Origin of the sequence: Marilutibacter spongiae, assembly GCF_014145325.1 — a bacterium.
GTDB lineage: Bacteria > Pseudomonadota > Gammaproteobacteria > Xanthomonadales > Xanthomonadaceae > Marilutibacter > Marilutibacter spongiae.
The window spans coordinates 1-23,963 of the sequence record NZ_JACHTF010000019.1; the positions used below are offsets into that span (position 1 = coordinate 1).

Below are 23,963 nucleotides of genomic sequence, written 5' to 3' on the forward strand. Positions count from 1 at the left end.
CGGCCTCGACCTCACGCAGGAAGCCGATGATCTGCTCTTCGGAAAAGCGCTTCTTCACGTCCAATCTCCTTACTCTGGGGAATTGGACTCCAGATCGCCGCGCTACTCAAAACCGGGGGGACGTCGCCTCCGCCTGATAGACGGGGAAACCTGTCGAGAACCGCCGGAAAGGGCCGAATTCTGGTTAACTCAAGGTCGATCGAGCGCTCGACGCTGAAATCCAGGCATCAGAGCGCTTTGATCAGACCTTCCCTAGAGCCTTTTGATCGGCTCAGGAAGAATGGGAGCAAGCAAATCTTCTACCGCCTCCGGGCCATTGCGACGTATTGGTCCAACGCTCCGCGATCCTCGAGGCCCGTGGCCTTCCCAATTCACCGGATAAATTAACCTGAATCCATTCTCGGTGCGGAACGCGCGTGTCAGGCCACCAGCTGCCAGCCCAGCGTTTCCCCGTGGGCCAGCGGGGCGATGTGGCGGTCGCCGTAGGGCAGCACGTCGGGGATCGTCCACTCGCCCTTGCGCAGGGTCACGGTGCCGGTGTTGCGCGGCAACCGGTAGAAGTCCGCGCCGAAATGGCTGGCGAAGCCTTCCAGGCGGTCCAGCTTGCCGGCGGCCTCGAACGCGGTCGCGTACAGCTCCAGCGCGTGCAGGCCGGTGTAGCAGCCGGCGCAGCCGCAGTCGGCTTCCTTGTCGCCGCGCGCGTGCGGGGCGGAGTCCGTGCCCAGGAAGAAGCGCGGATCGCCGCTGGTGGCGGCCTCCAGCAGCGCCTGGCGGTGCGTCTCGCGCTTGAGCACCGGCAGGCAGTAGTAATGCGGCCGCAGTCCGCCGGTGAACAGGGCATTGCGGTTGTACAGCAGGTGGTGCGCGGTGATCGTCGCGCCGATGTCGCCGCCCGAATCGCGCACGTAGTCGGCGGCATCGCGGGTGGTGATGTGCTCCAGCACCACGCGCAGGCCGGGGAAATCGCGGCGCAGCGGGGCCAGCACGGTTTCGATGAACACCCGCTCGCGGTCGAACACGTCGATGTCGCGGTCGGTCACCTCGCCATGGACCGCCAGCACCATGCCCAGTGCCTGCATGGCCTCCAACGCCGGATAGGCGCGCCTGGGGTCGGTGAGTCCGGAATCCGAATTGGTGGTCGCACCCGCCGGATACAGCTTGACCGCGTGCACGAAGCCGCTGGCGTGCGCGCGAAGGATTTCCTCGGCCGGCGTGTTGTCGGTGAGGTACAGCGTCATCAGCGGCTCGAAGTCCGAGCCCGCCGGCCGCGCGTCCAGGATCCGCTCCCGGTAGGCCGCGGCCAGCGCCGTGGTGGTCACCGGCGGCCGCAGGTTCGGCATGACGATGGCCCGGCGGAACTGCGCCGCCGTGTGCGGCAGCACCGCGGCCAGCTGCGCCCCATCGCGCAGGTGCAGGTGCCAGTCGTCGGGGCGGGCCAGCGTGAGGGTGGTGCCGGCAGGTGCCTGGGCGGGATCGGGAACGTGGTGGGCGAGCGAAGTCACGAGGGCGCGGATATCGGGGCGGCTGGGGCGCCTACCCTACCGCAGCGGCGGCGCTGGGTGCAGGGGGGCCATTTCCACGGGTCGCCGGCGCCTGGTGCGCGGCGCCGCTCGCCACTTCGGGGACAGATGAACCTGACCCCTTCCGGGCCGTTTCACAACGGCGTCGCGACCCCGTTCATCCGGTATGCGCATCCAGCCTCATCCTGCGCCGCGAAGGGGTGACGCGCTTGTCCGCCCTGCCGCAACCGTGGCGACACATCCGTCGTGAGCACGGCACGGCGACTCGTTCCCCTGCTGCTGTTCTCACTCCGGGCGTCGCGTCCGCCGCTGGCGGAGCCGGCCCGGACCCCATCCCGGAAAAACCCCATGCTCTGGAAGAACACGAAATGCGAGCTGCTGCTGAAGAACGCCCAGACCCTGGGCGTGACCGAACAGGGCGCGGCGTTGTACGACCTGGTCCAGCGCCTGCCGCCGGCGCCGGCCGAGATCCGCCCGCTGTTCGGGGCGGCCAGGCAGGTGCTGGTGCTCTACGCCGATCGCAAACGCTACAAGGCGCATATCGCGGCGATCCGCGACTACATGCTCAAGGGCAGCATCCGCTGCCGGTTCGACGCCCTGGAGCGCGCCCAAGACAGCGACGGTCCGTCGTTCACCCAGGCATTGATCCAGCTCACCAATGGTGAAGGGGATGCGCGCAGCATGCAGTTGTCGGGGTCCCCGATGGCAGGCCATTACCCGATCTGCCTGTTGCTGGATAGCGACGAGATCGACCTCTCCCGACCCCGCCAGGTCCTCGCGTTCTGCATCGGCGAACCGATTTCCGGTATCCGGACGCCCCGTCCCGGAGAAGCCCCGGCCGCCGCCGGGATCGCCTGAACCCAAGCCACGCATCCATCCGGATCGCTGTCGCCCGGGCCCCATGGCCACGCATCCATGCCATCGGGCTTGCACCCTTTCCATTCACAAGGAGACGCATCATGTTCGTAGCCAGGCATGGCCGTGGCATCAGCCGGATATCGGTGAGCGGTGCAGGGTATTGGCCGGCACACGGCCGCTGGTGGCCGGGGTCGCAGCAGGCGTCGAAGCGATGGATTTCCGTCTCGGTGATGCCCAGTACCAAGCTGCAGGACTACTGGGCATTCCAGCAGGAGCTGCTCGAGGTCTACCCCGCACGCGAGCTTCGCTTCGCGTGGCCGGACCTGCCGTCCAGCACCCGGACCGGCAAAGACAGCATCGCCGACGCCGTGGACGCGGGCACGAAGCTGTTCACGGACGAAATGGAACTGGGCGTCATCATCAGCGCAGCGAGCGAAGACACGCTCTTCATGTCCGACATCGAGTACCGGGACGCGCTGCTGCGAAAGATCGAGCTGTGGCGCGCAACCGGTGCCGGCGCCTTGTCGAGCCTGGTGGTACGGGGAAGCCAACGCCCCGCCTACGGGGAACCGGCGATGCAGGAACGCGTGGACGAGCGCTACCGCCAGGCATGCGGGATCCTCAAGGATGCCGACGTCGCGCTGTGGCTGGTGGCCGATCTCTACGGCGAGTCCAAACATGTCCTGGGCGGCCTGGACTTCAAGCTTTCCATGCAACCGTCCTGCCTGGTGGTGCAGCCGATCAAGCACTGGGCCGGGGTCACCCGCGAGACCCGGGAGGGGCTGGCCAGGCGGCTCAAGCACTTCGGCGGGCTGCTGCAACTGGTGCAACTGGAAGAAACGATGGCATTGATCGCCAACCATCGGCGAACTCCGGACACGCTCCAGGTCGGGACGGGCGGTCGCGACCTGTACGTCTACGACCCCGACGTGCCCGGCCTGGTGGAAAACCTGGGCAAGGAGCGGATCGAAGCGCTCAACGTCGGCATCGCCCGTTGGGTGCTGGGACCGTTCCTCAAGAACGACAAGCCCCATGATTTCTGGTGGACGCGCGTGGGCATGGGCGTGGGCATTGAGTTCTCCAGGCGCCTTGCCATCATGGACAAGGCGTCGCCCGTGTTCCAGGTGGATGCCTCGAACCCCAGGGAGTTCGAGCGGATGTCGGCCTATATCGACCGATCGAAACGCGGCTTCACCGACGCGGAACTGCGCCAATGGCTGATCGACCAACAGCTGCGGACGAACTACGATTTCAAGCAGCTGATGATCGAATGAGGGGTGAGGCGGCCCCGGTGCGCCTACCGGGGTAATGGGGCGCGTTGCCTGTCGGTCAATGCGCCCTGCGCGCCCTACTGCAGCGGCGCCAGCCGATCGGCCGCGTCCTGGCACACCACCACCCCACCCTCGCCCGTCGCTTGGCCCACGGCCTGCACGCGCATGCCGACCGCCAGCGCCTGCACGTCCACCGGCTCGGCCTTGCACAGGTTCCAGCGCGCCGGCAGCTCCACCCGGACCGCACCCCGTCCCGATACGTCCAGCTGAACGATGGCGTTGCCGTCATAGGCCCAGGGCTGCGTGTCGATGGAGGTGATGGTGCCTTCGACGCGCATCCGCCCAGCCTCCGGTCCCGACGTATCCGGTGCGGTGGCACAGGACGCCGCGACCAGCGCCACGACGAGCGCCAGGCTGGCGGGAAGGACGGGGGCGATACGAATCATCTGGCGCTCTCGCTGGGACGGGGGTCAGCGCGAGGGTACTTCATACGGTGTAGCGGTACGTGTTCACGGCCGAACTGATCGCGAACGAGCTGGAGGACCATCAAAGGAGCCGGATCTAATCAACCGTACTCAGTTCCCCACTATCCTACGGGCCTTCGTGTACTTCTATCGACGGCAAACAGTCGGCAAACTGGGCCTGCAGCGTAGGCAGCATCGGCGAACGCAAACCATGCGCCATACGCACGGCGTTGGTGGCGAGGAACAACATCCCGTTGGCATTGCGCAGCAGAGACCCTGCCTCCTTGTGCGGGAACGGCGCGAAGCTCTGCACCAAGGGGCGGATGCCGCCGTGGACATACGAGTGCATCGCTCGCCATGTCGCCTCCTTCATGGCCAAGAGGGGCGCGTGGATTTCAGCGGGATGTTGGACTGCGATCGCCTTTAGCATGGTCGCAACGTCGGGTCCCATTCGGGTCTCCCCACCCGATGCGAGGGCTGCATCATTCGGCGTCAAGAATTGCGTGATCCAGTCTTCATCAGCACCGCGCATCGACCATATGACGCGAAGCAGGGCCTCATAAGTGGGCCTCACCAGTGCGGCCGCCGAAACGTCCAGCTCGCGCTGCACCAGCACCAATTGAGCGACCACGTGGTGCCTGACGATGTTCGCGAAACCACGAATCACCAGCTCACGACGGCTCGACGGATCGGGCAGCTCATCCCATAACGGCTCCAAAGCGGTATGGAGGGCGCGGGTGCCGTAACGGATGGTGTCGAGGCGCCTCATGTCGTCCGTCGCGTCCGATTGCTCGCTCATGCTTGCCGTCCTGGTAGTCCAAGGCCAAAAATGGGGACCTGTTCAGTGCCCATAACAGGCGCAGGCGGAGGCGGAGGTAATCAACTTCACATAAATCCATCCGCCCCCCTTTTGTTGCCCTTGTTTGCCTGATCCCTTACGTCATCCCTAACCATCTACGGACCACCTTGTGAGCGTCGCGGAGATTGTCCCCGTACATCAGGGCACCCAGAGCAACTCCACCGCTCAGCAAAACATATGCCCATGCGATCCAAAGGGTCCTTCCATCGAAGCTTCCCGTCAAACACAAGTACGCGAGAAAAAGGGAGATCGAAGCTAACACGAAATACACGATGGCCAATACACGAATCAGCACCAAACGTGCTTTGACCGATCGTAGGATCTTCCGCCTCCAAAACAACTCGCCAGTTTCATCATCCATATCGATGAAGTCCCATGCGTTCGCAACTTCGAGTAGCGCTCGTCCAGGCTGTGGGCCGGACATCAACTGCCTAATCAGACTTGCGGGCAAGTAGGCGCCGAACACATGTCGAACCGAAACAGTGATCCAAAGATCAGTTTCGTCATTGCCGGCTCGGAACAGATCAAGAAAATCCTTACGATCCTGGCTCCTAGAACGCGAAAAACTGAAAAGCCCCTTCGCCAACGCCATCCCCACTGACACCACAATCAGCGGGACTATTAGTTTTCCATCCCCGATCTCAAGCAACTTTTCGATCATTTTTCAAACTCAGTCGGGCTTCCGCCCCTCATCAATGTCACTAAAACTGCAAGTGAACCGGACGTACTTCCCCGGATCATCTTTTCCTGCAGAGATGCACTTAACTAGGTATCTCCAGAGCTTCCATCACCGAGAGCATTTCGTTCTGACACCCCTAGCTCAGCTTCCTTCTGCATCGCCTCCGTTCCGACATCCACCGGGTCCGCTCGGGACTCCTTGATCTTCGGAGCCTGGGGCTGCCAGGCCTTCAAGTGCTGGCCCACCTGCTCGTAGAAGTCGGGGATGGCCTGTTCCAGATCGGCCACGAAATTCTTGCGCTGGGCGAAGCGGCCCGCAAGATCACGTGCGTAGACCACCTCGAAGGAAGACACGACCTTTCCGCTCTCCTCCGCCACCTCTGGGCGCTCGCGCAGGACCGTCAAGGGATGTTGCGTGCAGGCGCCCCTCCCGGGCCAGTAGAACCGGACATGCACGCTCTCGGGCTTGGACTTCGACAACTGACGTAGCAGCCAGGTCAACCTTGCCTTGGTCGACTTCCGGTCTCCGGGCGCCGCCACGCGCATCGACGCATAGACCGAACGCCTATTGAAGTCCACGGCCACCTCAATGGCAGCTGCCGTGTTTGGGACGGAGAAGATACTGCGCAGGCGGCACTCTTGAGCAAAGCGCTCAGCGTCCTCTTTTATTCTCAGCCCGGGATCCGCGACATGGGCTCTGGGAACCTTGACGGATACCTCCTCGCCAAGCTGCCGACTGAGGATCAAGCTCAGGTCCCGGGTCTCCTGATACCAGGCCCCCACGACCTCTTGCACATCACTGGACTTGGCCGACATCGTGCCTCCCGCCTGTACCGCATTGGCCACTGCGGTCCAAGCTGCGGGCATCTGGTCGAAACCCTTCACGCCAGCACTAGGATGACTGAGGAAACGAATCATCTCATTCAGGATCACGCGTTGCTCGCGGTCCCCGACGTCGCCATTCTCCAGATGAAGCGTGGCTTGCGTCAGTACATACATCCAAGACCAGTGCCAGAGACTCGCCTTCTTCAAGGAAGCACCGCTCAGTGCAACCGGGTGGTGACTCGGCAACGGGGCGAACTGGTTGGAGATGGTCAACAGCGCATCGATGCCATTGAGTCTGGCAAGTTCCAAATACGATTCGAGTTGTTGGGCGGTGAGATCGGTATTTCCCACCTTGGCCTCCACCAGCGCGGTCCATCTAGTAGCTCCGGAACGCAGCACCAGCAGCCCATCCGGTCGGACCTTCGCGTCGCCCCCTTTTTGCAGGACAACCTCTGTATAGGCCTCCAGCCGCGTTCGCGCTCCGGTCTTGATGCCAAGATCGGAAAGAAGAGCCTTACCGAAGTCCTCGACGGTTTCCATGCAGGCCAGCACGATAGATAGAGTCCGGCCCTCCTTCGACGTGTCAGCCAATACGGGAAAGAGCCTAGCGCGCTCGCCCCGGACAAGAAATTCAGGCCGATCTTCCATGCCATACCCCCTTGCCAAGCCTCGAATCAGGCTTTGATCATGCCACGATCTCAGCAGGGTTACTCGAGAGGCGTGCCGAACAAAAAGCCGGGGTCAGAGTAGGCTTTCCCCGCACGACGAAGCGCCGTTGCCGATTCCTAGGATGAGAGCGATCTTCCAGCCCGAGTGGCTCCTTCCATGGACACGCTCAAGTCACGGCAGTCCCGCATGGCCACTCGCATTCGCCAAGACGTCCTGCAGCGCGGGGAGGAGGAAAGGCCACGAAGGTAATCCAATGCGCTCGATTGCCTGCGACCTCTTTTACTCGGCGAACTCCGGAAACGCGGGCAGCTTCCCGACGTCGCGTGGATCGTGCTGGATGACCACGGTCGCCTTGAGGTGTTCGGCCATCTTCCGGAACCTGTCGAGCGAGGCGAGCGAGTCGGCGCGGTCGGTGTTCCAGTTGGGGACGCCGTCGGTCGCGTAGTTTTCGTGGAAGTGGGTCACGTCGCCGCTGAGCAGCACGTTGCCCTGGCCCGCCAGCTTGACCAGCAGGCCGTGGTGGCCGGGCGTGTGGCCTGGCAGGCTGACCATCACCACCGTCCCGTCGCCGAACACGTCATGCTGCGGCTGCGACAGCGGTTGCACCGTGCCCTCGCCCGACGTCCAGTGCGCCAGGGGCGCGCGGCGACGGGCATAATCCGCGGCCGGCATGCCATCGGGCGGCGTGTCCGGGCGCACGGCGTCCCAGTCCCCGCGGCCGATCAGCAGCGTCGCGTCGGGGAGCGAGGCGAGCTGCCCGGTGTGGTCGTTGTGGTAGTGGCTGAGGCCGACGAAGTCGATGTCGGCCGGGTCGATGCCGGCCGCGCGGAGCTGGTCGACCAGTGCGACCTTCGGCGCCCGCGGCGAACCATCCGCCGGCTGGCCCGTGTCCCATACCAGGTAGCGGTCACCGTGGCGCACCAGGTAACAGCTGTACACCAGTTGCAGCTTCAGCTCGGGATAGGCGTAGGTATCGGAGAACGCAGCGACGCTCTGCGGCGCCGGGGCGCCACCGCAATCCAGGCGGGACAGGGCGACATCGGCGGCGTGGGCGGGAAGGCCCAGCAACGCGAGCAGCCCGACGGCGGCCCCCATCCGCAAGGGCGAAGCAAGTGCGATGGACATAGCGATCTCCGTTCGTGGCATCCAGTCGCGACTATAGCCCGACGGCAGATCGAAGCATCACCGGGGTTTGAGCGGGCGCGTGCCCCTCGATCCCGGCGTCCCACCAGCGTGGCCAAACTGCTCGAACGGTGCGCTAAGCTCGTGCCATGTGCTACTCCGCCCTGGTCAAAGCAGAGTTCACCCGCTTCGTGCGCGAGTACGGAGCCATCATGGACATCGAGACCTATGTGAAGACGTACTGGGGCGACGATGGCCGGCCGGTGGGACGCCGGCCCAAGGTCCCCCGCGCGGCGGAGCGCGACATCCTCGAGCACGGGCCACCGGAGGTGGCCGAACTCATCCGCCAGTGGGACGCCGCTGAGGTCGACGACCTGACCCGGGAGCTCTTCAATCAACGCAAGCGCGTCGCCGATGGCGAGCGGGCCCTGCAGGCCAAGGCCACGAAGAAGGCCGCGGATGACGTCCGGATCGGCACGAACAAGGTGAACGCGGCCCGCCGCCGGCTGGACACGATCGCCGGGAAGGCGTCAGAGCAGGACCACCGGATCTACCCCGGGGTCTACTGCCCGGTGCTGGTGATCGAGGACGGGAAGCGCCAGGTGAAGCTGATGCGCTACCAGTGCCGGCCGGCGGGCAAGCCATCGTTCTACGACCGCAAGTTCCCGGGCACCTACAACGCCAGGCGGGACAACCTGGAGGGCTTCTGGAAGGGCCAGTTCGGCTACAGCCACGGAATCATGGTCGCCGACCGGTTCTACGAGAACGTCGAAGGGCCGGACGGCACCAACCAGGTCCTCGAGTTCGAGCCGCGCACCGGCGAGCCGATGCTGGTGGCCTGCCTGTGGTCCCACTGGACCGACCCCATGGGCAAGGAACCGGACCTGCTGTCGTTCGCCGCCATCACCGACGAGCCGGAGCCCGAGGTCGCCGCGGCCGGTCACGACCGGACGATCATCAACATCAAGCCCGAGCATCTGGACGCCTGGCTGCAGCCCGACCCGGCCGACCTCGCCGCGCTATACGCGATCTTCGACGACAAGCGGCACCCCTTCTACGAGCATCGCTTGGCTGCGTAGGGCGCGCCATATGAAGGATCAGAAGGGGAAATCAAAGGGGACATTCAATTACCTCCGTCCCCTTTGATTCCGGCTTCGGATACCTCGTTCGGCGCATTGCCTGTTGGTTAATGCGCCCTACGGGGCCTGGGTCAATCGAATGCCGCCTCAGTGAATATCTCATCGTCCGGAAACAATCTCATCGCCCGGACGGCCTGCTCCGCATTCTCGACGTCATCCGCAAAGTAGACAACAACGAGATCTTTCATCGCACGCGTGCAACACACATAAAAGAGACGGCGAGTTCGTTCGACTTGGGTCTCCGCCCCTTCGTCAAGGCTCTTTCTGTCGCTAGGCGAAAGGCCTTTGACTCCAAAATACTTGTCGTAGGAAAACTGAAAATGTGAGCTTTCAGCGTCATCAGCAATGACAAGCACTCTGTCAAACTCGGCACCCTTGATGCCCTGCTGCGTAGAGAAAGGCGAAAGCTCTTCGATATACTCTCTGTAGCCCCAAAGTTCCGACGCCTTGCACGCGAGAAATGCATCCATTGCGCGCATTTCTATCGACGCATCCTCATTGTCATCCTGGGCTGATTGTTCGTCATCCTGTTGACCCGGCATGGGCACGCCTGAATCTAGAAAGCTCTCAACTCGAGGATCGAGAGCCATTAATCTCGAGTCACGCATGTGCTCAAGCACTTCACGAGTTGTTGCTTCAGTCCCAGGTCCCATCAACTCTGCCAACTTCGCAGCGGCTTGCCGAAGGTCGGCGAGAAGAGAAGAAATGCCATTCGTAGGCATGTTTTCTCTTGCTAGCATTGGTGAGAAGCTCCGCAGAAGAGTCATGGCATCGAACTCGCGCCCCTCGATTGTCGCGGCAGCAAGTGGCAACGCCAAAGCCATAAAAGGTCGAAGTGGCCATGAGCTGGCATCAAGAAATCCATCCTTGAATGCAGCTGGTGCCTTAGAGTTCATCGCCAAATAAAGATCATCAAAGCCTAGCCGCCTAGCTGCCATACGATGCACAATGACGAGATACTTGATCGGACCGTCTCTCCAGGCTTGATCTTTGTTCTGATTCGCGACCCAGGCGCGAACCTTTGCGATGTTCTCGTCGCGACGCTCGTCAGCTGGCAAGACAAACATTCGCGCCGTACCTGCGACCTGAATCTCGTCACCCTCTGGCGTCGTGCTCATTCGCCCTCTAGTTTGCTCTAGCCTGTCATCGTCGCGGCGAATAGCGTTCGCGACGGCTAAAACGGTTGTCGGGCACCGGAAGTTCTCTTCCTTTGTGATCGTAAGCCAGCCATCCTCGGCTTCAATCCGTCCGGCACCCGTCATGTAGATCTGCTGCATGGGGTCGCCAAAAAAGCCGAGGCAGAACTTACCCTGGGATTCCGCTGCGACCGCCTTTAACGCCGCCACCACGTCATCTGTGGTGTCTTGGCTTTCATCAACGAATACAAACGGGAACTGCTGTGCCAGCAGCAACCGGAAGAGAGGGCGTTGATCTAGGAAATCCGTCGCACACCGCAGCACGTCGTCGTGGCCCAAGATGCCTTTCGTATAATCGCTGCCTGCCCCATACTTAAATGACTGGACTCGATCAATATTCTCCAAAGACTCTTGGAGGCGAGCCAGATCGCGTTGATCCTTATCCTTCGTCCTCTGATGGACGCGTGGGCCATAAACCTTCTCCTGAAGCGCTCGGATCTTATCTTGGATACGCGACGAGACCCATCTACGAATGTCACTCTGAAACGGGCGAACTAACATCCACATGAAGCTATGAATAGTCGACACATGGACAATATGACTGTTACCGACATCACCCCAAATTTCTTGAGCTGCAATCTCAGTATAGGTAATACACGCGACACGTTGGCGACGCCCTCTCAAATCCGGACCGTGAAGCTCGATTATCGCTGAGATCGCCTTTATAAGAGATGTGGTTTTACCAGAGCCTGCGCCTGCGATCATCACGAACGAACGGCGTAGCTTGGAGGAAACGCACTCTCTCAATTCGATGTCGGCGGACGTGTCTGGCTTACCTACCCGCCCGCTCATTGGGCCTGCTCCGGACTTTGTGCCAATTCAACCATCTCGGCCGGAATCGTTTCAGCAGCGGCTTCAACCTCTTCTTCAATTTCTAGGATAATGATCTTCTCTAGCCATTGAAGGCCTTCTTGGATGTAAAGAGGCACCGTCCATTGCTCTTCCTTGCGAGCAAGGACGCCGAGCGCGAACTTCGTCTTGTCAAAGTATTGCCCGATGACGCGCTTATGTAGACCGGTGGCCAAGGCCGCTGGTGTTGCGATCTGTCCGCGCATTTTCAATCCTAGCGACTTCCGATCCGGATTCTGGCACCATTCCGCATTTTGTAAACCAAAACTAACTTCCAAGGTACGACCACAGACTGACTCCGAGACATCCTGCCAAGTGACATCGACAACACCTTGGTAGGCAACACGCACCTTCGCGTTGTCGGTACCCGGAATTTCTTCGATTTTCTCGTTCTCCGTTGCCGCAAGCAGATCAGCGATCGTCCTCTTCTTTGGAAGCCACTGGATGAGCGTCTGATTAGCCGTAGCCGCGCCCTCCTCAAGAGGCTCGCAGGTCTTGCCAAACGTCTTTATGAACTGCCCGCCGTCGTCCTCTGCAGGAACTTCAAATTCCTTCTCGTTCTCCTCTTCGTCCTCGCTTGGAGCTTCGACGATAGCAACGCTGTCCAAATCGGTAATGAGCAGCGTACTGATCCCGAGAAAGCGGATCAGTTCTCGAAAACGGTGCCCAAATGCTCCTCCGACCTCTAGCACCGACAAAGATGCGGCGGTCAAGCCTTTTGCAACCTTTTCTATCATCAGAGGCAACAGTAGCCGCTCCACGTTTCCTTCTACCAAAATTGCGGCGTCGGCGAAGAAAAGATCGCAGTGAGTTAGCTTCAAGTATCGCTGTAGGAATTCGCGATCTTTTGGCGCGTCGCCTGCTTGAAACGTCGACAGATTGAGCACCTGGGTGGACTGCTCGCCATCGGTGATCCGCCGACGGAAGTACCTGATTGGTGTGAACCCCCTTTCGTAAAGTATGTGCGGCGAGTGCGTGGTAACCACAAGCTGCGAATGGAAGGCACTGTCTTCCTCCCCCTCAACCTTCAGTAGCTCCAAAACATTACGGATGAATACCTGCTGCAACTGTGCATGCAAATGAGCTTCCGGCTCCTCCACAAAAACAAGATGCAGTGGAGGCCTGTTCTCTTCGAGCCTCCACTTCTCTTGACTGTCGAGAATCTCGACAACCATGTAAATGAGATTCTTAAGGCCCAGTCCGTTGTAGCTGTCAGGCAGCCGCAAAGGCATGTCTTCGCCTAGCACGTAATGAACTCTTGCGTCCTGGCTCATTACGGTCGCCGGGTTCAGGCCCGACGCGATCTCAAGACGTGGATTGTGTATGCCTGGATAGCCGAGCTTGGCGATCCGATCCAATGTCGGCCTAAATACGTCCATCAAATGCTCGTTGAGGCTCGCTTCGGAATCGAAAAGAGCCTTCAACGCAACATGATCATCTGGCCTTTGCGCGAGATTGCGCTCGTAGAAGCGACTTAGGCGACGCGACAAATCTTCCGCACGCCCTATCCCTCCAGCATTATTTGAGTCTGGATCAGCTAGGTGGCGTTGTGCATGCAGGTAATCCACACGGACCAATGAGCGTAGAATTGCCCCGCCGCCCGGCTCCGCAGCTATCGATTGTGGATTGTAGTCGGCTTCTAACTCAACATAAGCATCGTTAAATTGAGCCCGATCAAGAACGAAGTAGCGAAATTCAAACTCTCTTCTTAGTTCCTGCTCAAGAAAGTTCGTTAGGCTTTTCGGCCAAGGCGTATATGTCCCTGCGTTCTCCCCCAGCGCCTCGATCTGTTCAGCCGCTTTCTGCTGCGCATCCCGAAAACGACTAAGCGTTTCGAATGCATTGACCACTCCAAACTCAACACGAATACCCACCTCGTTACCCTGCCACGCCGAACTGGGTAGGATAGGCAAGACTAGATAAAGATCTTCCTCGGCGACATCGAACCAAAGGTCTAATGTGATAGATGGAAGCGCAGCCTCCGCATCGTTGGCGAGCGGAGCCTCTCCGATCTCGTTCAACTTCTTCCAGACACTGGAACTGAAGTCGAATAACGAGATTTTCTCTTTCCGCCCCGAGAGGAACAGTGGAAGTGCCTGAGTAGCAGAAGTCTTTCCGCTGTTGTTAGCCCCAACGAAAATTGAGATATCCGAGGCTAGTTCAATGTGAACGTCGCGCAGCCGCCTGTAGTTTTGAAGGCGATAAGACTTGAGATGCATATTCCCTCCATAGATACCTCAACTGAGCGGGCTGCAGTATCGATGGCGGATAACCGGACCCCTCCTCGAGATCTGACGCAAAGCAACCGTACAACTACGCGCTTTGATACCGCCTTAGCCGAACGACAGTCTGAAATCCCAGCGTCGACTCGACACCTCTCCACCCCCAAAATGCACCAACTATTTATCCACCAACACAGTCGGTTCCCGCTTGTCCCAGGCTGACCACACCAATCCGAAAACGTGTGCAGCACACACTTCGTCTGCGGCTTACCAGGTGCTACATATTCCGTCGATACTCCCCACCCACGTCATACAACGCGTGCGAGATCTGCCCCAGGCTGTGGGTCTTCACCGCCTCCATGAGCGATTCAAACACATTCCGGCGCTCGCGGGCGGTGGCTTGGAGGTAGGAGAGTCCGTTGGTGGTCGGCCCCTCACCCCCGGCCCCTCTCCCGCCGGGAGAGGGGAGCAAGGCCGCGTTGCGGTTGGCCTGGAAGCCCGCGACGTTGTCGATCTGCTGGCCCTTCTCCCCTTCGGTCGAGCGGATCAGTTCGATCTCGGTGACGATGTCGCCGCCGTGGTCCTTGGGCAGGAAGGTGTTGACGCCGACCAGGGGCAGGCTGCCGTCGTGCTTCTTGTGCTCGTAGTAGAGGCTTTCTTCCTGGATCTTGCCGCGCTGGTACATGGTGTCCATGGCGCCCAGGACGCCGCCGCGCTCGCTGATGGCCTCGAACTCCTTGTAGACGGCCTCTTCGACGATGTCGGTGAGCTTGTCGACGATGAAGCTGCCTTGCCAGGGGTTCTCGCAGAAGTTCAGCCCCAGTTCTTTGTTGATGATCATCTGGATGGCCACGGCGCGGCGCACGGATTCCTCGGTGGGCGTGGTGATGGCCTCGTCGTAGGCGTTGGTGTGCAGGCTGTTGCAGTTGTCGAACAGGGCGTACAGGGCCTGCAGGGTGGTGCGGATGTCGTTGAACTGGATCTCCTGCGCGTGCAGTGAGCGGCCGCTGGTCTGGATGTGGTACTTCATCATCTGGCTGCGGGCGCTGGCGCCGTAGCGCTCGCGCATGGCGCGGGCCCAGATGCGGCGGGCGACGCGGCCGATGACGGTGTATTCGGGGTCCATGCCGTTGGAGAAAAAGAACGACAGGTTGGGGGCGAAGTCGTCGATCTTCATCCCGCGCGCGAGGTAGTACTCGACGATGGTGAAACCGTTGCTCAGGGTGAAGGCAAGCTGGCTGATCGGGTTCGCGCCGGCCTCGGCGATGTGGTAGCCGGAGATCGACACGGAATAGAAATTCCGCACGCCCTTGTCGACGAAGTACTGCTGGATGTCGCCCATCATGCGCAGGGCGAACTCGGTGCTGAAGATGCAGGTGTTCTGGGCCTGGTCTTCCTTGAGGATGTCGGCCTGGACGGTGCCGCGCACGGTCTTGAGGGTCTCGGCCTTGATGCGGGCGTAGGTCTCGGCATCGACGACCTGGTCGCCGGTGACGCCCAGCAGGCCCAGGCCGAGGCCGTCGTTGGTGTCGGGCAGGCTGCCGGAGTACTCGGGGCGCTTCTTGCCTTCGAAGAGCTTCTCGATGGTGTCGTGGGCGGCATCCCAGCGCGCCTGGTCCTCGCGCAGGTACTTCTCGACCTGCTGGTCGATGGCGGTGTTCATGAACATCGCCAGGATCATCGGCGCGGGGCCGTTGATGGTCATCGACACGCTGGTGGTCGGCGCGCACAGGTCGAAGCCGGAGTACAGCTTCTTCATGTCGTCGAGCGTGGCGATGTTGACGCCGGAGTTGCCGATCTTGCCGTAGATGTCCGGACGCGGCGCCGGGTCCTCGCCGTAGAGGGTGACCGAGTCGAACGCGGTGGACAGGCGCGCGGCCGGCTGGCCGACGCTGAGGTAGTGGAAGCGGCGGTTGGTGCGCTCCGGGGTGCCCTCGCCCGCGAACATGCGGATGGGGTCCTCACCGGTGCGGCGGTAGGGGTAGACGCCGCCCGTGTACGGATAGGCGCCCGGCAGGTTTTCCTTCTGCAGGAAGGTCAGCAGCTCGCCCCAGGCCTTGTAGGTCGGCGCTGCGATCTTGGGCACCATCTGGTGGCTGAGCGACTCGCGGTAGTTCTCGACACGGATGGTCTTGTCGCGGACCTTGTACTCGTTGACCTCGTCGGTGATCGACTTCAGCCGCGCCGGCCACTCGCGGAGCAGCTTGAGGGCTTCGGACGACAGCGACTGCACCGCATCGTTGTAGCGCTGGCGCAGGGTCAGCAGGGTGGCGTCGGGTTTGGCCCCCTCTCCCTCCGGGAGAGGGTTGGGGTGAGGGTTCGCAGCACCTGAAGGTACGACTGCGGCCGAACCCTCACCCCCGACCCGCACCCCGGCCCCCGCGCCTGCATGCGCGGGGGCGTTCGCGGGCTCGCCGCTGCGCGACTCGAAAGCCCCGCTCACCCCGTGGGGAGAGGGGAGCAGGTCTTCGGCATCGAACAGGTCCAGCGCCTTCGGCAGCTTGGCGTCTTCCAGCGCTTCCAGCGCCTGCCAGCAGGCCTGGGCGCGGTCGGCGATTTCGGCGGCGGTCTCGATCTGGCGGTTGATGGCGCGGCCCTGCTCGGCGATCTCGGCCAGGTAGCGCACGCGGCTGCCGGGGATCAGGACGGTGGCGCGCGGTTCCTTGAGCGAGGTGTCGATGTCGGGGGTGAAGTCACAGTGGGGCGACGCGAAGCCAGCACCCGCGCCCTGCTTTGCCTCGTCTCCCGATTCCCCATTCCCCATTCCCCGCTTCTTGAGCAGGCGACACAGGTTGGCGAACATCCAGCTGACGCCGGGGTCGTTGAACTGGCTGGCGATGGTCGGGTAGACCGGCACGTCCTCGTCCTTCATGTCGAAGGCGACGCGGTTGCGCTTCCACTGCTTGCGGACGTCGCGCAGGGCGTCTTCGGCGCCGCGCTTGTCGAACTTGTTGAGCACGACCAGCTCGGCGAAATCGAGCATGTCGATCTTCTCCAGCTGGCTGGGCGCGCCGAAGTCGCTGGTCATGACGTACATGGGGAAGTCGACCAGGTCGACGATCTCCGAGTCGCTCTGGCCGATGCCGGCGGTCTCGACGATCACCAGGTCGAAGCCCAGGCCCTTGAGGAAGGCGATGGAGTCCTTGAGCACGACGTTGGTCGCCGCGTGCTGGCGGCGCGTGGCCATGGAGCGCATGTACACGCGCGGGGAGCGCAGCGAGTTCATGCGGATGCGGTCGCCCAGCAGCGCGCCACCGGTGCGGCGGCGGGTCGGGTCGACCGAGATCACCGCGATGCGCATCTCCGGGAAGCTGGACAGGAAACGGTTGAGCAGCTCGTCGGTCACCGAGGACTTGCCGGCGCCGCCGGTGCCGGTGATGCCCACGACAGGGCTCGTGGGCGGGGAATGGGGGTTGGGGAATGGGGATTGGGAAGAGCGGTTCGCCCACTCCTTTCGCAGTTTGACCAGCTCGGCCTCGGTGTAGACGCCATCTTCGATGGCGCTGAGCATGCGTCCGATCGAGATTTCATCGTCAATGCTGGCCGCGCCCGGCTTTGCCGATTCCCCATTCCCCATTCCCGATTCCCGACCTTCCCTGGCCCTGCGCACCACGTCTTCGATCATCGCCAGCAGGCCCATGTGCATGCCGTCGTTGGGGTGGTAGATGCGTTCCACGCCGTAGGCCTGCAGCTCCTTGATCTCCTCGGGGGTGATGGTGCCGCCGCCGCCGCCGAAGACTTTGATATGGCCGGCGCCGCGTTCCTTCAGCATGTCGACCATGTACTTGAAGTACTCGACGTGGCCGCCCTGGTAGGACGACAGCGCGATGCCGTCGGCGTCTTCCTGCAGCGCGGCGCGGACGACGTCCTCGACCGAGCGGTTGTGGCCGAGGTGGATGACCTCGGCGCCCTGCCCCTGGATCAGCCGGCGCATGATGTTGATCGCGGCGTCGTGGCCGTCGAACAGGCTGGCGGCGGTGACGAAGCGCAGCGGCGTGGTGCTCGGGTCGATGTCCGGGCTGTCGGCCTGGGGGAGTTGGCTGGCGGGCGTGCTCATGGGGCGACTCAATACGTTCGGGTCAATTGCACGATTGTAGCGTGTCGCCCCATGGCCCTCCCCGTCCGAAGGCGTATGGCGGCGCCCCCACGGGCGGACCCGGGCTGCGCGGCGCGCGGCATCGCGGGTAGGCTGTGGGCCATGGATACGCCCCCGGCCAACGACACCCGCGCCCGCGCGGACGCGCTTCACCGCGAGGCCACCGCCTGCGTGGCGACCCGCGACCTCGAGACCGCCGCGGCGCGCTACCGCGAAGCGGCGACGCTGGGCCATCCGGGCGCGCAACTGGAGCTGGCGCGCATGCGCCTGCACGGCATCGACGGCCCGGCCGACGCGGCCGAGGCCGTGCACTGGCTGCAGCACGCCGAGGCCGGCGGCCACCCGGGCGCGGCGTACCTGCTGGCCCTGGTCGCGCTGGGCGGCACCGCCCTGCCCCGCGACGCCCGGATCAACACGCGCATGATGCAGGCCGTCCAGCACCGCCTGCCGCCCGCGCTGCGCGCGGTGGCGATCCACTTCGGCCGCAAGCCCGATCCCGCCGACCAGACGCGTTGCCTGCAGCTGCTGCAGGCCGCGGCCGACGGCGGCGACGTGGTCGCCGCGCAACTGCTCGCCGAGCGCCTGGCACGTGGGGAAGGCTGCCCGGTGCAGCTCGAATCGGCCGAGGCGCTGTGGGCGCAGCTCGACCCGCTGGGGGTGCCGCGCCTGCCGTCGATCGAGGCGCCTGTCCCGGCACAGCCCCAGGCCACGCCCGGCACGCTGACCCTGGAAGACGCGCTGTCGCCGCCGCCGACCGTGTCGCTGGCGACGTCGCCGCGCGTGGGACGCGTGGAGGCCTTGCTGTCGGCCGACGAGTGCCGCCTGCTGGTCGCCAGCGCGCATCCACAGCTGCGCCGCTCGATGACGGTCGACCCGGTCACCGGCGCGGCGGTCGACCACCCCATCCGCAGCAGCAGCGATGCCAGCTTCGATCCCCTGCACGAGGATTTCGCGCTGCGCCTGGTGCAGCTGCGCATCGCCCGTGCCGCGGGCATGGAGCTGGTCAACGCCGAGCAGTTGATCGTGCTGCGCTACGCGCCGGGCCAGGAGTACCGCCCGCATCGCGATTACCTCCCGCCGTCGACCCTCGCGGCCGACCACCCGGCGGCCGGCAACCGGCGGCGCACGATCTGCGTGTACCTCAACGCCGTGGACGAAGGTGGCGCGACGGCTTTTCCGCGCGCCGGCCTCAGCGTGTCGCCGGTGCCCGGCCAGGCGGTGGTGTTCGACAACCTCGACGCGAGCGGCGAGGCCGATCCGGAGTCGCTGCACGCCGGCGAGCCGGTCGTCGCCGGGGAAAAGTGGCTGGCGACCTTGTGGCTGCGGGAACGGGCGTATCGCGCGTTTTGAGGGTGATGACGGGGTACGGAGATGGGTTGCGCTTCGCTTTACCCATCCTACGGGCGCGATTCAGCCGCGATCACCGCAGGGTGCAATGAGCGAAGCGCATTGCACCTTGGAAGGTCACGGCGTGGGACCGTGTCTGGTGCAATTCGCGTTGCTCAACGCAGTCTTCGATTGGCTGAGGCCCCCGCCTCTGCCTGAACGGCCGGGAGGCCCGGAAAACCGGGGTTTCATGCCGCAGCGCAGCATCCGACCATACCTATCCGTATCCGACTAATGGATTAGACTAGCGCCCGCCGGAACGGCTGTTGGCCGCTTCCTGGGCAGCACGAATCCCCAAGATTCAACTACTTACAAAAATCTGCCGACGTTGCGCATCACGCGCGGACATACGCCGGCACGGAGCACCCGATGATTTTCGAAACCCTCGAAAGCTACGGCCACGAGCAGGTCGTGTTTTGCCACAACAAGGACGCGGGCCTGAAGGCCATCATCGCGATCCACAACACGGTCCTGGGCCCGGCGCTGGGCGGTACGCGCATGTGGCCGTACAAGACCGAGCAGGACGCGCTGAACGACGTGCTCCGCCTTTCGCGCGGCATGACCTACAAGAACGCGGTCGCCGGCCTGGACATCGGCGGCGGCAAGGCCGTGATCATCGGCGATCCCGCCACCGACAAGTCCGAGGCCCTGTTCCGCGCCTTTGGCCAGTTCGTGCAGTCGCTGGGCGGCCGCTACATCACCGCCGAGGACGTCGGCATCGACGTCAACGACATGGAATACGTGTACCGCGAGACCGAGTTCGTCACCGGCGTGCACCAGGTCCACGGCGGTTCGGGCGATCCCTCGCCGTTCACCGCCTACGGCACCCTGCAGGGCCTGATGGCCTCGCTCAACAAGCGCTTCGGCGACGAAGAAGTCGGCAAGTACAGCTACGCCGTGCAGGGCCTGGGCCATGTCGGCATGGAGTACGTGAAGCTCCTGAAGGAGCGCGGCGCGAAGATCTTCGTGACCGACATCAACCAGGGCCTGGTCGACAAGGCCGTGTCCGAGTACGGCGCCGAGGCCGTGGGCCTGGACGAGATCTACGACGTCAACGCCGACGTGTACTCGCCCTGCGCGCTGGGCGGCACCGTCAACGAGCAGACCCTGCCCCGCCTGAAGGCGAAGGTCATCTGCGGCGCGGCCAACAACCAGCTGGCCAACAACGCCATCGGCGACGAAGTGGCCAAGCGCGGCATCCTCTACGCCCCCGACTACGCGGTCAACGCCGGCGGCGTGATGAACGTGGCGCTGGAGATCACCGGCTACAACCGCGAGCGCGCGATGCGCATGATGCGGACGATCTACCACAACCTCACCCGCATCTTCGAGATCGCCGAGCGCGACAGCATCCCGACCTACAAGGCGGCCGACCGCATGGCCGAAGAGCGCATCCAGGTGATGGGCAGGCTGAAGCTGCCGATGGGCCGCACCACGCCGCGTTTCCAGGGGCGTATCCGCGGGGGGCATTGACCTGGGCTACGCCCAAGGTCAATCCCAAAGTTTGTCCTGACAAACTTTGGGCCCCGGCCCTGCCTTGCCGAATCCCCCGCCGCTGTCGCGGCGCCCCCCTTTACCAAAGGGGGGCTAGGGACTCCGGAAACGTTGTGATGGTCTGGGGCCCGCTCCGGATACGAATCACCAATAACGAATCACGAATCACGGATACCCCCAATGCGTCCATTCCCCCTGGGTGACGAGATCGATGCGCTTCGCGAGGCGGTGCGCCGCTTCGCCGAGTCCGAGATCGCGCCGAACGCCGAGCAGATCGACCACGACAACGCGTTCCCGCAGGCGCTCTGGCCGAAGCTGGGCGAGATGGGCCTGCTGGGGCTGACCGTGCCGGCCGAGTTCGGCGGCAGCGAGATGGGCTACCTCGCCCACCTGGTGGCGATGGAGGAAATTTCCCGCGCGTCGGGTTCGGTCGGCCTGAGCTACGGCGCGCATTCCAACCTGTGCGTCAACAACCTCTACGCCAACGGCAACACCGCCCAGCGCGAGAAGTACCTGCCGAAGCTGTGCACCGGCGAATGGAAGGGCGCGCTGGCGATGAGCGAGCCGGGCGCGGGCTCGGACGTGGTCGGTTCCATGAGCTGCCGGGCCGAGCTCAAGGGCGACACCTGGATCGCCAACGGCAACAAGATGTGGATCACCAACGGCCCCGAGGCCGACGTCCTCATCGTCTACATGCGCACCGCCAGCCGCGAGCTGGGCTCCAAGTGCATGACCGCCTTCATCATCGAGCGCGGCATGAAGGGGTTCTCGACGGCGCAGAAGCTCGACAAGCTGGGCATGCGCGGCTCCAACACCTGCGAGCTGGTGTTCGACAACTGCGAGATTCCCGCCGAAAACGTGCTGGGCGAAGTCAACAACGGCGTCAAGGTCCTCATGAGCGGCCTCAACACCGAGCGCCTGGTGCTCAGCGGCGGCCCACTGGGGCTGATGCAGTGCGCGCTCGACATCGCCCTGCCCTACGTCCGCGACCGCCGCCAGTTCGGCCAGGCCATCGGCACCTTCGGCCTGATGCAGGGGAAGGTCGCCGACATGTACACCGCGCTGCAGTCCAGCCGCGCCTTCGCCTACCAGGTCGCGCGCGACTACGATGCCGGCCACAAGAGCCGCGTCGACGCCGCCAGCTGCCTGCTGCACGCGTCCGAGGCGGCCGTGCAGGTCGCGCTGGAAGCGATCCAGTCGCTGGGCGGCAACGGTTACATCAACGAATACCCCACCGGCCGCATCCTGCGCGATGCCAAGCTGTACGCGATCGGCGCCGGCACCAACGAAATCCGCCGCATGCTGATCGGCCGCGAGCTGTTCAACGGCAACAGCTGACGCCCCGCGCGCCTGTCACGCGCGCGTCGCCGGGCGCGCGCGATGATGGACGCGACACGGCACGGCGCGCGCCGCCCATCCCCTTCCGCCCCGGGTTTGCCGCAGTGCAGCACCGGGTCGCATAATCGGGGGATCGACCCCCGGGTCGCCCCCGCTTCGCAGGAGTCCCCACATGAGTGACGTTGTCATCGTCGGTGCCAAGCGCACCGCCATCGGTTCCTTCCTCGGCCAGTTCACCGGCGTGCCCACCCCCGCCCTCGGCACCGCGGCCATCACCGGCGCGCTCGAGCAGGCCGGCGTCGCCGCCGACCAGGTCGACGAGGTCATCATGGGTTGCGTGTTGCCGGCCGGCCTGGGCCAGGCCCCGGCCCGCCAGGCTGCGCTCAACGCCGGCCTGCCGACGTCGGCCGGCTGCACCACCATCAACAAGGTCTGCGGTTCGGGCATGAAGGCGGTGATGCTGGGCCACGACCTGATCAAGGCCGGTTCGGCCAGCGTCGTCGTCGCCGGCGGCATGGAGTCGATGACCAACGCGCCGCACCTGCTCAACAACTCGCGCACCGGCATCCGCTACGGCAGCGCCGAGTTCCTCGACCACATGGCCTGGGACGGCCTGACCAACCCCTACGACGGCAAGGCGATGGGCGTGTTCGGCGACGCCACCTGCGCCGAGTACGGCCTGGACCGCGAGGCCGTGGACGCCTATTCGGCCGAGAGCGCCGCGCGCGCGCAGAAGGCCCAGGCCGACGGCGTGTTCAAGGACGAGATCGTCCCGGTGACGGTCAAGACCCGCAAGGGCGAGGTCGTGGTCGACAGCGACGAAGAGCCCGGCAAGATCGACGCGTCGCGCATCCCCACCCTGCGCGCCGCATTCGGCAAGGAAGGCGTGCTGACCGCGGCGTCCTCCTCGAAGATTTCCGACGGCGCCGCCGCCACCGTGCTGATGAGCGCCGACGAAGCCGCCCGTCGCGGCCTGGCCCCGGTCGCGCGCATCGTCGCCCACGCCGGTCATGCGCAGGCGCCGGAGTGGTTCACGACCGCGCCGGTCAAGGCGATCTCCAACGTGCTGGAAAAGGCCGGCTGGAAGGTCGAGGACGTGGACGTGTTCGAGATCAACGAGGCCTTTGCCTGCGTGGCGATGGCGCCGATCAAGGACCTCGGCATTCCGCACGACAAGCTGAACGTCCACGGCGGCGCCCTGGCCCTGGGCCACCCGATCGGCGCCAGCGGTGCGCGACTGATCGTCACCTTGCTGAATGCGCTCCAGAAGCGTGGCGGCAAGCGCGGCGTGGCCTCGCTGTGCATCGGCGGCGGCGAAGCGACTGCCATCGCGATCGAGCTTCACAACGCTTAACCAATAATTAACTTAACAGGGTGTCCACCTCGCTGAAGATCGCATGCCGGAAGCCCACAAGCCGCTTGACACGCGTAATCGGCTTGTCATCATGTTATCGGCGCGCTTCTGCGCGTTGCCCAAAATTAAACGACGAGGATTTTGAATCATGACCATGAACAAGGCACTGCTTGCCCTTGCCCTGGGCTTCGCCCTGGCAGCCTGCTCCAACCAGCAGCAGGCCGAGAACGCCGCTGCGGACGCTTCCGAAGCCGCGACCGAAGCCGCTGAAGCCGCCACCGCTGCCGCCGAGACCGGCGACAACATCGGCGCCGACGCTGCCCAGGCTGCTGCCGACCAGGCCGCCGAGGCTGCCGAGGCTGCTGCTACCTCGGCCGACGCTGCTGCCGCCGCCGGCACCGAAGAGGCTGCCGACGTGGCCGCCGACATGGCCGACGAAGCCAAGAACGTCGCCGAGGACGCGAAGGACGCGGCCGAAGACGCGAAGGACGCGGCTGAAGACATCCAGGACGCCACCGAGCACTAATCGCGTCCATTGATTGTCCCGGGAAGGGCCGCCGGCCAGCCGACGGCCCTTCCTTGGTTTCAGGTCCCGCGTTTTTACGATCATGCCCCCGCACGCA

17 protein-coding genes are annotated in these 23,963 nt (G+C 63.6%); 8 read left to right on the forward strand and 9 right to left on the reverse strand.

All coding sequences use genetic code 11. The features are described 5' to 3' along the window. Positions 1–419: 419 nt before the first annotated feature. On the reverse strand, positions 420–1,502 hold the full coding sequence (gene pyrC / locus H4F98_RS14575) for a dihydroorotase (RefSeq protein WP_182688570.1): 1,083 nt from the start codon (positions 1,500–1,502) through the stop codon (positions 420–422). A gap of 366 nt (positions 1,503–1,868) precedes the next feature. On the opposite strand from pyrC, the gene H4F98_RS14580 reads away from it, so the two are divergent. Together H4F98_RS14580 and H4F98_RS14585 are read left to right on the forward strand one after the other, a co-directional pair. Then, complete coding sequence (locus H4F98_RS14580; protein ID WP_182688571.1) at positions 1,869–2,378, forward strand: hypothetical protein; 510 nt, start codon at positions 1,869–1,871, stop codon at positions 2,376–2,378. A 230-nt stretch (positions 2,379–2,608) separates the two neighbouring features. Next, entirely contained in the window at positions 2,609–3,652 is a 1,044-nt protein-coding gene (locus H4F98_RS14585) for a hypothetical protein (RefSeq protein WP_182688572.1), read from the forward strand. A 74-nt stretch (positions 3,653–3,726) separates the two neighbouring features. Here the strand turns inward: H4F98_RS14585 and H4F98_RS14590 are convergent, their stop codons facing one another. The 5 genes from H4F98_RS14590 to H4F98_RS14610 form a co-directional block, all read right to left on the reverse strand. Beyond that, entirely contained in the window at positions 3,727–4,095 is a 369-nt protein-coding gene (locus H4F98_RS14590; RefSeq protein ID WP_182688573.1) for a hypothetical protein, read from the reverse strand. A gap of 145 nt (positions 4,096–4,240) precedes the next feature. Then, on the reverse strand, positions 4,241–4,912 hold the full coding sequence (locus H4F98_RS14595) for a DUF6988 family protein (RefSeq protein ID WP_182688574.1): 672 nt from the start codon (positions 4,910–4,912) through the stop codon (positions 4,241–4,243). Between the two features lie 136 nt (positions 4,913–5,048). Beyond that, on the reverse strand, positions 5,049–5,633 hold the full coding sequence (locus tag H4F98_RS14600; protein WP_182688575.1) for a hypothetical protein: 585 nt from the start codon (positions 5,631–5,633) through the stop codon (positions 5,049–5,051). Positions 5,634–5,737: 104 nt separating this feature from the next. Continuing rightward, positions 5,738–7,015, reverse strand: coding sequence for a hypothetical protein (locus H4F98_RS14605; RefSeq protein WP_182688576.1), 1,278 nt, complete (start codon positions 7,013–7,015; stop codon positions 5,738–5,740). Between the two features lie 408 nt (positions 7,016–7,423). Continuing rightward, positions 7,424–8,269: an N-acyl homoserine lactonase family protein gene (locus H4F98_RS14610; RefSeq protein WP_220479238.1), complete on the reverse strand. Its 846-nt coding sequence runs from the start codon at positions 8,267–8,269 to the stop codon at positions 7,424–7,426. Positions 8,270–8,415: 146 nt separating this feature from the next. Between H4F98_RS14610 and H4F98_RS14615 the strand changes: the two genes are divergently transcribed. Then, positions 8,416–9,345, forward strand: a complete 930-nt coding sequence (locus H4F98_RS14615; RefSeq protein WP_182688577.1) for an SOS response-associated peptidase family protein — start codon at positions 8,416–8,418, stop codon at positions 9,343–9,345. Positions 9,346–9,476: 131 nt separating this feature from the next. Here the strand turns inward: H4F98_RS14615 and H4F98_RS14620 are convergent, their stop codons facing one another. From H4F98_RS14620 to H4F98_RS14630, 3 genes are all read right to left on the reverse strand, one after another. Beyond that, the gene (locus H4F98_RS14620) at positions 9,477–11,393 is read right to left on the reverse strand and encodes a UvrD-helicase domain-containing protein (protein ID WP_182688578.1); all 1,917 of its coding nucleotides are present in this window, start codon (positions 11,391–11,393) and stop codon (positions 9,477–9,479) included. Beyond that, positions 11,390–13,669 carry an ATP-dependent nuclease gene (locus H4F98_RS14625; protein ID WP_182688579.1) on the reverse strand — a complete coding sequence of 760 codons (2,280 nt, stop codon included), beginning with the start codon at positions 13,667–13,669 and terminating at the stop codon, positions 11,390–11,392. Before H4F98_RS14625 ends, H4F98_RS14620 begins: the two co-directional genes overlap by 4 nt. Positions 13,670–13,949: 280 nt before the next feature. Beyond that, positions 13,950–17,729 carry a methylmalonyl-CoA mutase family protein gene (locus tag H4F98_RS14630; RefSeq protein ID WP_182688580.1) on the reverse strand — a complete coding sequence of 1,260 codons (3,780 nt, stop codon included), beginning with the start codon at positions 17,727–17,729 and terminating at the stop codon, positions 13,950–13,952. 141 nt (positions 17,730–17,870) lie between these two features. Here H4F98_RS14630 and H4F98_RS14635 point away from each other — a divergent pair, with 141 nt between their 5' ends. The 5 genes from H4F98_RS14635 to H4F98_RS14655 all read left to right on the forward strand — a co-directional run bounded on the left by H4F98_RS14635 (position 17,871) and on the right by H4F98_RS14655 (position 23,866). After that, the gene (locus tag H4F98_RS14635) at positions 17,871–19,118 is read left to right on the forward strand and encodes a 2OG-Fe(II) oxygenase (protein WP_182688581.1); all 1,248 of its coding nucleotides are present in this window, start codon (positions 17,871–17,873) and stop codon (positions 19,116–19,118) included. 405 nt (positions 19,119–19,523) lie between these two features. Next, positions 19,524–20,627, forward strand: a complete 1,104-nt coding sequence (locus tag H4F98_RS14640; protein ID WP_182688582.1) for a Glu/Leu/Phe/Val dehydrogenase — start codon at positions 19,524–19,526, stop codon at positions 20,625–20,627. Positions 20,628–20,828: 201 nt separating this feature from the next. Continuing rightward, positions 20,829–21,986: an isovaleryl-CoA dehydrogenase gene (locus tag H4F98_RS14645; RefSeq protein ID WP_182688583.1), complete on the forward strand. Its 1,158-nt coding sequence runs from the start codon at positions 20,829–20,831 to the stop codon at positions 21,984–21,986. A gap of 172 nt (positions 21,987–22,158) precedes the next feature. Continuing rightward, positions 22,159–23,340, forward strand: coding sequence for a thiolase family protein (locus tag H4F98_RS14650; RefSeq protein ID WP_182688584.1), 1,182 nt, complete (start codon positions 22,159–22,161; stop codon positions 23,338–23,340). Between the two features lie 148 nt (positions 23,341–23,488). Continuing rightward, positions 23,489–23,866 carry a hypothetical protein gene (locus H4F98_RS14655; protein WP_182688585.1) on the forward strand — a complete coding sequence of 126 codons (378 nt, stop codon included), beginning with the start codon at positions 23,489–23,491 and terminating at the stop codon, positions 23,864–23,866. Positions 23,867–23,963 lie beyond the last annotated feature (97 nt).

Bases quoted from the DNA above. Each gene is read 5' to 3' on its own strand.
- H4F98_RS14650 (WP_182688584.1), top strand. From the start codon at position 22,159: ATGAGTGACGTTGTCATCGTCGGTGCCAAGCGCACCGCCATCGGTTCC.
- H4F98_RS14595 (WP_182688574.1), bottom strand. From the start codon at position 4,912: ATGAGCGAGCAATCGGACGCGACGGACGACATGAGGCGCCTCGACACC.
- H4F98_RS14630 (WP_182688580.1), bottom strand. From the start codon at position 17,729: ATGAGCACGCCCGCCAGCCAACTCCCCCAGGCCGACAGCCCGGACATC.
- H4F98_RS14655 (WP_182688585.1), top strand. From the start codon at position 23,489: ATGACCATGAACAAGGCACTGCTTGCCCTTGCCCTGGGCTTCGCCCTG.
- H4F98_RS14610 (WP_220479238.1), bottom strand. From the start codon at position 8,269: ATGTCCATCGCACTTGCTTCGCCCTTGCGGATGGGGGCCGCCGTCGGG.
- H4F98_RS14615 (WP_182688577.1), top strand. From the start codon at position 8,416: ATGTGCTACTCCGCCCTGGTCAAAGCAGAGTTCACCCGCTTCGTGCGC.
- H4F98_RS14600 (WP_182688575.1), bottom strand. From the start codon at position 5,633: ATGATCGAAAAGTTGCTTGAGATCGGGGATGGAAAACTAATAGTCCCG.
- H4F98_RS14645 (WP_182688583.1), top strand. From the start codon at position 20,829: ATGCGTCCATTCCCCCTGGGTGACGAGATCGATGCGCTTCGCGAGGCG.
- H4F98_RS14580 (WP_182688571.1), top strand. From the start codon at position 1,869: ATGCTCTGGAAGAACACGAAATGCGAGCTGCTGCTGAAGAACGCCCAG.
- H4F98_RS14640 (WP_182688582.1), top strand. From the start codon at position 19,524: ATGATTTTCGAAACCCTCGAAAGCTACGGCCACGAGCAGGTCGTGTTT.
- H4F98_RS14585 (WP_182688572.1), top strand. From the start codon at position 2,609: ATGCCCAGTACCAAGCTGCAGGACTACTGGGCATTCCAGCAGGAGCTG.
- H4F98_RS14635 (WP_182688581.1), top strand. From the start codon at position 17,871: ATGGATACGCCCCCGGCCAACGACACCCGCGCCCGCGCGGACGCGCTT.
- H4F98_RS14590 (WP_182688573.1), bottom strand. From the start codon at position 4,095: ATGATTCGTATCGCCCCCGTCCTTCCCGCCAGCCTGGCGCTCGTCGTG.
- H4F98_RS14605 (WP_182688576.1), bottom strand. From the start codon at position 7,015: ATGGAAACCGTCGAGGACTTCGGTAAGGCTCTTCTTTCCGATCTTGGC.
- H4F98_RS14625 (WP_182688579.1), bottom strand. From the start codon at position 13,669: ATGCATCTCAAGTCTTATCGCCTTCAAAACTACAGGCGGCTGCGCGAC.
- H4F98_RS14620 (WP_182688578.1), bottom strand. From the start codon at position 11,393: ATGAGCGGGCGGGTAGGTAAGCCAGACACGTCCGCCGACATCGAATTG.